Origin of the sequence: Microcystis sp. LE19-10.1B (genome assembly GCF_027530565.1) — a bacterium.
GTDB classification, from domain to species: Bacteria; Cyanobacteriota; Cyanobacteriia; order Cyanobacteriales; family Microcystaceae; genus Microcystis; species Microcystis aeruginosa.
This window is the reverse complement of record NZ_JAPZQM010000251.1, coordinates 1-5,026: the sequence shown is the minus strand read 5'-3', so window position 1 is coordinate 5,026 and position 5,026 is coordinate 1. Positions and strand designations below refer to the sequence as shown.

Genomic DNA, 5,026 nt, shown 5'->3' with positions numbered 1-5,026 from the left:
GGCTCTTCGGTAATTGTTATGCAATGGACGGGGGTTATAAGGGATGGAACCCTTATATAGAAAAGCATTTAGCGATTTTTGTCAATTGTTTTTGCTCTAGAGCGAACTAATCAATTAAGTCTCTTGCCAGATAAGGATTTAGTCGATTTATGCCCCCCTATCGAACCATACCAAGTAACGAAGAACCTAACTGATTACTGTTTAGCCGACACTTTGAAACAATTGAGTCCAATCGAGATTGGGAGCATCTGAGGGAGCAACAATTTCGAGAATTTTATTGTTAGCGGCGGGATAAAATAGGGATTCTACGCAAACGGAAGCCACTTTTGTGCGGGGAATATTGCCCTCAGAAAGGGTATCGGCGGATGACATTTTAATGGCATTAAGGTTATCCTCGTTTTTCAGGCCGCCGGGGCGCACAATGGTGTAGGTTAAGCCACTCTTGATTAAATAGTCTTCCGCTTGTTTTTTCCAGAATAAAATTAACCAAAAGAGATTGAGGGGGTGGAAAAAGTTCGATACACAGAGGGAAGTAACGAGAACAAAATGCTCGATTCCTTTCTTTTTTGCGGCATCGATGAGATTTTTAGTTCCCAAGTAGTCCACTAACAAAGGTTCCGTGGGGTTAAAACTCGGTCTGGCTCCCGTGGCGCATAACAAAACGCTACAATCAGCGATTAGTGCCTCTAACTTATCGGCCTGTTGGACATCTCCGACGACGATTTCCACCCCTGCGGGCAAAATTTCCGCCGCTTTCTCGCGGTTTCTCACCAAAGCGCGGACGGGAATCTGACGTTCGACTAATTGGGCAACAATTCGCCGTCCCGTTTCCCCTGTGGCTCCTGCTACAAATGCTTTCATCGCTTCTTGACCTAATAGTTTTTAACAATACGTTACACTAATCTCGATTCTACAAATTTCCCTGATCCTTTGGCGGTTAATCCCCAAATGTTTCTAGTACTATCATTTGCCCAGTTTATAAGTCATGCAGCGTCCCCCCATTAACTCCCTAGCTCGCGAATCTGTAGAAGTCAAAGAAGACAATCAATTTCTTGGTTTTCAAACCCATTTTGCCGGAGCGATGGATATGTATAGCAATCAGGACAAGGTTGCCGATTATCTGCGCGCTCACGAAGGTTGGTTTTGTCGTTGTGCCGAACCGATGAAAACTCTGCCCTTCGGTGACAATGGTTATATTATCACCATCGGTAAATATGGAGCTTTTGGCTATGAACTGGAGCCGAAAATCGCTGTGGTTCTCGATCTGCCCGTCAATGGAGTCTATCATACTCGCAGTGTCCCCATTCCCGATCAACCGTTTTTAGGCTATCTAGTGGATTATCAGGCAATTATGAAACTAGAGGAAATGCCGCTATCTTCTCCTAGTCGGGAAATTGAGGCAATTTTTCGGCAACAGGGACGGGATATTCCGGCGGTTATCACCCAAGTCACCTGGGAACTGCGTATGGATGTTATGGTTAAGTTTCCCAAGTTTATTTATAAGATTCCCCGTCCCATTCTCCAAAAAACCGGTGATAAACTGTTGACGCAAATTGTTCGCCAAGTTTCCCCTCGCTTAACCTACAAAGTTCAAGAGGATTTTCACTCTAGCTTTAATTTACCCCTACCCCCTGCCTCCAGTCGTCTTTTCTATCGTCTCGACTCCTGTGAGGGTGGGTTGCTTGCCTAGGGTTTGGGGAGTCTGTCAACAGTAATCAGTAGAGCTTGCTGATGGGAAAGCAAGGAAAAATAAAGATTTGCTAACGGTGCTGGTCAGTCTAAGCTAGAATTATTAAGAAATGTTTACTTGTAAAAATAAACCTAAGACTACTTCAATATTTTATGTCTCTGCCTATCCGTAACGTTGCTATCATTGCTCACGTTGACCACGGGAAAACCACCCTCGTCGATGCACTCCTCAAACAGTCGGGAATCTTTCGAGAAGGGGAAGATGTACCCACCTGCGTCATGGATTCCAATGACCTCGAAAGAGAACGCGGTATCACCATTCTGGCCAAAAACACCGCCGTTCGTTACCAAGACACCCTGATTAACATCGTCGATACTCCCGGTCACGCCGACTTTGGTGGCGAAGTGGAACGGGTTTTAGGTATGGTGGACGGTTGTATCCTGATTGTCGATGCTAACGAGGGGCCGATGCCCCAAACCCGTTTTGTGCTGAAAAAAGCCCTAGAAAAGGGATTAAGACCGATTGTCGTGGTCAATAAAATCGATCGCCCTAACGTGGATCCTAACCTAGCCGTGGACAAAGTTTTCGATCTGTTTGTGGAACTGGGTGCCGATGACGACCAATGTGATTTTACTACTCTGTTCGCTTCCGGGATGCAAGGATTCGCCAAAGAAAGCCTCGAAGACGAAGACAAAGATATGCAGCCCCTCTTTGAAGCGATTTTACACCACGTTCCACCACCGGCCGGGGACGTTAACAAACCCCTACAGCTGCAAGTAACCACCCTCGATTACTCGGAATACTTAGGACGCATCGTTATCGGCCGCATCCATAACGGCGTAATTAAAGCTGGTCAACAGGCAGCTTTAGTAAAGGATACGGGCGCGGTTGTCAAGGGTAAAATAACAAAACTTCTTGGTTTTGAGGGCCTCAAACGGGTGGAACTAAACGAGGCCAGCGCCGGTAATATCGTTGCTGTGGCTGGTTTTGCCGACGCTAACATCGGGGAAACCGTAACTTTAGCCGATGACCCGCAAGCTTTACCCCTAATTAAAGTCGATGAACCGACCCTACAAATGACCTTCTCGGTGAACGATTCTCCCTTTGCCGGTCAGGAAGGCACTTTTGTCACCTCGCGGCAAATTCGCGATCGTCTAATGCGAGAATTAGAAACTAATGTCGCCCTGCGGGTGGAAGAAAGTGATTCTGCCGAGAAATTCCTGGTTTCGGGACGGGGGGAACTGCATTTAGGCATTCTCATCGAAACCATGCGTCGGGAAGGCTACGAATTCCAAGTATCGCAGCCGCAAGTTATCTACCGCGAAATTAACGGTCAACCCTGCGAACCCTACGAATACCTCGTTTTAGATGTACCCGAAGAAGCGGTGGGTTCCAGTATCGAACGTCTCGGCCAACGGAAAGGGGAAATGCAGGATATGCAGACGGGCAGCAATGGCCGTACTCAATTGGAATTCGTGATTCCGGCCCGAGGTTTAATCGGTTTCCGGGGCGAATTTATCCGTCTGAGTCGCGGTGAGGGGATTATGAACCATAGTTTTCTCGAATATCGTCCTTTCTCCGGGGAATTGGCCACCCGTTACAATGGCGTGATTACTGCCTTTGAGGAAGGAGTCGCCACTTTCTACGCCCTCAAAAACGCCGAGGACCGGGGAGTATTTTTTATTACTCCGGGGACAAAAGTGTATAAAAACATGATTATCGGCGAAAGCAACCGGCCCCAGGACGTGGAGATCAATATCTGCAAAACTAAACAGTTAACTAACCATCGTTCCGCCACCGGGGATGAATTGGTTCAGTTACAATCCCCCGTGGATATGAGTCTCGAACGCGCCCTGGAATACATTGGACCAGATGAGTTGGTGGAAATTACCCCGAAATCGATCCGTCTGCGTAAATTACCGGTGAAAAAGTTAGCCAAACGTTAATCGGTTTTGACAAAATCCGGCGGCAATATCTAACAAAGAAATCCACTCAGATTTTCAACAAAACTGAGATGATAGAAAAAAGTGCCTTGAGTTTGAGGGTAAAGAATCTGCTGTGAGCTATTCTGCTACTTTGATGCGACATCCGATGTTTCCCGCCGCGTCGGACAGCAATCGTCTTCGTCTCTTTTCGGGATCCGCTAATGTCTCTCTTGCCCAAGAGGTGGCCCGTTATCTGGGCATGGATGTGGGTCCGATGATTCGTAAACGTTTCGCCGATGGTGAATTGTACATCCAGATTCAGGAATCGATCCGGGGCTGTGATGTCTATTTAATTCAACCCTGTTGCAATCCCGTCAACGATCATTTGATGGAATTGTTGATCATGATTGATGCCTGTCGTCGTGCTTCTGCCCGACAAATTACCGCCGTAATTCCCTATTATGGTTATGCTCGCGCCGATCGCAAAACCGCCGGCCGGGAATCGATCGCCGCTAAACTGGTGGCTAATCTGATCACGGAAGCGGGGGCAAGTCGCGTGTTGGCCATGGATTTGCATTCGTCCCAAATTCAAGGTTATTTCGATATTCCCTTCGATCACGTTTACGGTTCCCCAGTGGTGGTGGACTATCTTCTCAGTAAACAATTACCCGATATCGTCGTGGTTTCTCCCGATGTGGGTGGGGTGGCCAGGGCGCGGGCTTTTGCCAAAAAACTCAGTGATGCTCCCCTAGCAATTATTGATAAACGCCGGCAAACCCATAATGTGGCGGAAGTGATGAACTTGATCGGCGATGTTAAGGATAAAACGGCGGTTTTAGTCGATGATATGATCGATACGGCCGGTACGATCGCTCAAGGGGCGCAGTTACTGAAAGCCAAGGGGGCGCGACAGGTTTATGCTTGTGCCACCCATCCGGTTTTTTCTGGTCCGGCGATCGAGCGTTTATCCAGTGGCATAGTCGAGGAAGTGATCGTTACTAACACGATTCCCGTCCCCCAAGAACATCTTTTCCCGCAACTGAAAGTCTTGCCGGTTGCCCCGATTCTGGGGGAGGCAATATGGCGCATTCATGAGGACAATTCCGTGAGTAATATGTTCAAATAGATGGCCGAATCCCCCTAAAACTAGGGGGAATTTTTATATTTAGCCCTTTTCTGTGGAAATGGGGTGGGTTAATGGCATTATCAACCACTCCATCTCGCGGAGAGAGGGGGAAGGTGTAGAGAGAGAATCGATCGGAAAATTAAATAGGGCTTGCTGAATAATGGTAAAACCCTTTTAAAATAAGGCTTTTGACCTGTTAAAGTCCGATGTTAGTGCAAGAAAATAGGATTGGGACTTTCAAAAACCTTGCATTATCCTTCTTGTGGTACATCGCTTGGTACAAAA

The 5,026-nt window shown here is 47.3% G+C and carries 5 protein-coding genes; 4 read left to right on the top strand and 1 reads right to left on the bottom strand.

The annotated features are described in order from the left end of the window. Nucleotides 1–78 precede the first annotated feature (78 nt). Nucleotides 79–252 (top strand): hypothetical protein, encoded by a 174-nt coding sequence (locus O9332_RS09085; protein ID WP_288025028.1) that lies wholly within the window; start codon nt 79–81, stop codon nt 250–252. On the opposite strand, the gene O9332_RS09080 is transcribed toward O9332_RS09085, so the two are convergent. Continuing rightward, nucleotides 202–861 carry an SDR family oxidoreductase gene (locus O9332_RS09080; protein WP_002761432.1) on the bottom strand — a complete coding sequence of 220 codons (660 nt, stop codon included), beginning with the start codon at nt 859–861 and terminating at the stop codon, nt 202–204. The two genes, O9332_RS09085 and O9332_RS09080, sit on opposite strands and share 51 nt — an antisense overlap. Nucleotides 862–985: 124 nt before the next feature. Between O9332_RS09080 and O9332_RS09075 the strand changes: the two genes are divergently transcribed. From O9332_RS09075 to O9332_RS09065, 3 genes are all read left to right on the top strand, one after another. Then, the gene (locus tag O9332_RS09075; protein WP_002761430.1) at nt 986–1,690 is read left to right on the top strand and encodes a DUF1997 domain-containing protein; all 705 of its coding nucleotides are present in this window, start codon (nt 986–988) and stop codon (nt 1,688–1,690) included. Nucleotides 1,691–1,842: 152 nt separating this feature from the next. Next, nucleotides 1,843–3,636 (top strand): translational GTPase TypA, encoded by a 1,794-nt coding sequence (gene typA, locus O9332_RS09070; RefSeq protein ID WP_002796752.1) that lies wholly within the window; start codon nt 1,843–1,845, stop codon nt 3,634–3,636. Nucleotides 3,637–3,769: 133 nt separating this feature from the next. Beyond that, a complete protein-coding gene (locus O9332_RS09065) occupies nt 3,770–4,741 on the top strand; it encodes a ribose-phosphate pyrophosphokinase (RefSeq protein WP_288025030.1) in 972 nt (323 codons plus the stop codon). Nucleotides 4,742–5,026: the final 285 nt, after the last annotated feature.

Excerpts from the sequence above, each read along its gene's own strand:
- O9332_RS09080 (WP_002761432.1), bottom strand. The coding sequence starts at position 861 with ATGAAAGCATTTGTAGCAGGAGCCACAGGGGAAACGGGACGGCGAATT.
- O9332_RS09075 (WP_002761430.1), top strand. The coding sequence starts at position 986 with ATGCAGCGTCCCCCCATTAACTCCCTAGCTCGCGAATCTGTAGAAGTC.
- typA (WP_002796752.1), top strand. The coding sequence starts at position 1,843 with ATGTCTCTGCCTATCCGTAACGTTGCTATCATTGCTCACGTTGACCAC.
- O9332_RS09065 (WP_288025030.1), top strand. The coding sequence starts at position 3,770 with ATGCGACATCCGATGTTTCCCGCCGCGTCGGACAGCAATCGTCTTCGT.